At 59.3% G+C, this 1,802-nt stretch carries 1 protein-coding gene; it reads left to right on the top strand.

Annotated features, from left to right (window positions below):
• The first annotated feature begins 198 nt into the window (after positions 1-198).
• Positions 199-1,311 (top strand): transposase, encoded by a 1,113-nt coding sequence (locus ASF71_RS21505; protein ID WP_162243156.1) that lies wholly within the window; start codon positions 199-201, stop codon positions 1,309-1,311.
• Positions 1,312-1,802 lie beyond the last annotated feature (491 nt).

The raw sequence follows: 1,802 nt of genomic DNA, 5'->3' as shown, positions 1-1,802 counted from the left end.
TATGCGGTACAGAGATCAGGCGACACACAGCTCCAGGCCTGAGATACCTAGAACGCTTGGACTCCTTGGAGGCTGCCAAGATCGGGCTTGAAATTGGTTTCACCAAGTTCGTATAAATCAGCTCTCCTCTTGGCTCTTCTGACATCTTGCAGTTTTTAAAAAGCTGTCTGGAACGCACTTTTGGCCCCAAAATGGGGTGTGAACCCAAAAGGACAGCGTTCCAGACAGCTGTATTCTGACATCCTGCCCTGCTTTACCTGCAAGCAGCACCGTGCCTCGTTCGAGGTGTTCCTCGACCTCATGCTGGATGGGTCAGGCACACCGTTGCCCGCACGGGCAACGGTGAAATCCCCCTCAGCCATCAGTCGGTTTCTGAATCACTCCACGTGGAACACTCGACAGTTCTGCCGGGTGATGCGCGAGCATGCTTTGGCGACGTTCCGTGATCACTGGCGGGGGGCACCCCACCAGCGGCCCCGGGTGGATCTGCTCGTGGATCTTACCAGTCTGGAAAAGAGCGGCAAGTTCGCTGAACTTGCCGGCTGGATGCACACGTATCACGGTGTTCGGGGAGTGCATTTGGTCGTGCTGTACGTGTGCTGTGGGACGCTCCGGCTGCCGTGGGCGTTTCAGGTGTGGCGCGGGAAGGGCACACCGTCCCCCGCACAACTGGCCTTGAAACTGCTGCGGACCGTGCCCCAGGAACTGCTTGCTGGAAAACGTCGCCCCCGTCTGCATGCAGACGGAGGCTTCGAGAGTGCTGGCTTTATTCAGGGCGTCTTGGCCCTTGGACTGGACATCGTGATTGGTGTGCGCTGCGCCCGCCGCCTCTCCGATGGGCGACAGGTGCGTGACCTGATGGTGCGGGGAAGTCTGGTACAGCCCAAAGGGCTGCACCAGACCATGTGCGTGTCCTGGGTCTGGTTGTACAGAAATAAAGAACCGGAGCAGCGGTTCGTGATGTCCAACCTCGATCTGGGCGGCGTCTACCTTGCCCGACTGGGAAAGCGGCGCTGGCGGATAGAAGCATTCTTCAAAACTGTCAAAGGTCGATTTGGCCTCGAGCGCTTTGCCCAGCACAGCAAACAAGGCGTATTACGCTGGTGGTGCCTCTCCGGCCTCGCCTTTCTCCTGTGCCACATCGAGGACCTTGACTTGCCTCTGCGACCCCCAGACACCTGGCCCAACTGGGGCGACCTGGCGAGAACCGTGCGGTTCTCGTGTTTGCCTGAGGTGCGCCGCCAGGCCCTCCTGCTGGAATTGAACGCACTCGACGCCTTCCGGCACGCGTATTCTCCTCTCCAAACCTAAACTGCAAGATGTCAGTCTTGGCACAATTTGGCCCAGTTCCAGTGTGGTCCCGCCCAGGCTAGCGTAGGCTGCGGCTCAGGCGAAGTCTGGCTGAATCAAGAGCTCATAGCCCTGACCCGTAACCGTACCTTTCGCAAGTTCCGCTGTCCGGATGGCGCTCCACACGTCAGCGTCATATGTGCCCCCGTGGTGCAAGCACGAAATCGGAGAGGTGGCATAATCCAGGCGTCGGTCAGGACTTCTTGGAATACGTCCTGGGTGATGGACAGGGCCGTACTCTCGCCAGGCTTAACGCTGGTTGACGGTTGAGAGAGAAGCAGGGTGCCCCTCAGGAGTTGCACCTGCATAAGACGAAAAAAGCGCTCCCAGACGCGAGAGTCTGGGAGTGTTGAAGTCACAGCCTCTCTGGGAGCGTGCCCGCATTCTGACAGACCGCCTGCTGGCCGTCCCTCCCACGGCTTACCAGCAACGCAGCCTCGGGGCTGCGTTCT

It is taken from the genome of Deinococcus sp. Leaf326 (genome assembly GCF_001424185.1).
Classification (GTDB): Bacteria; Deinococcota; Deinococci; order Deinococcales; family Deinococcaceae; genus Deinococcus.
This window is presented reverse-complemented; position numbering and strand designations above follow the sequence as displayed.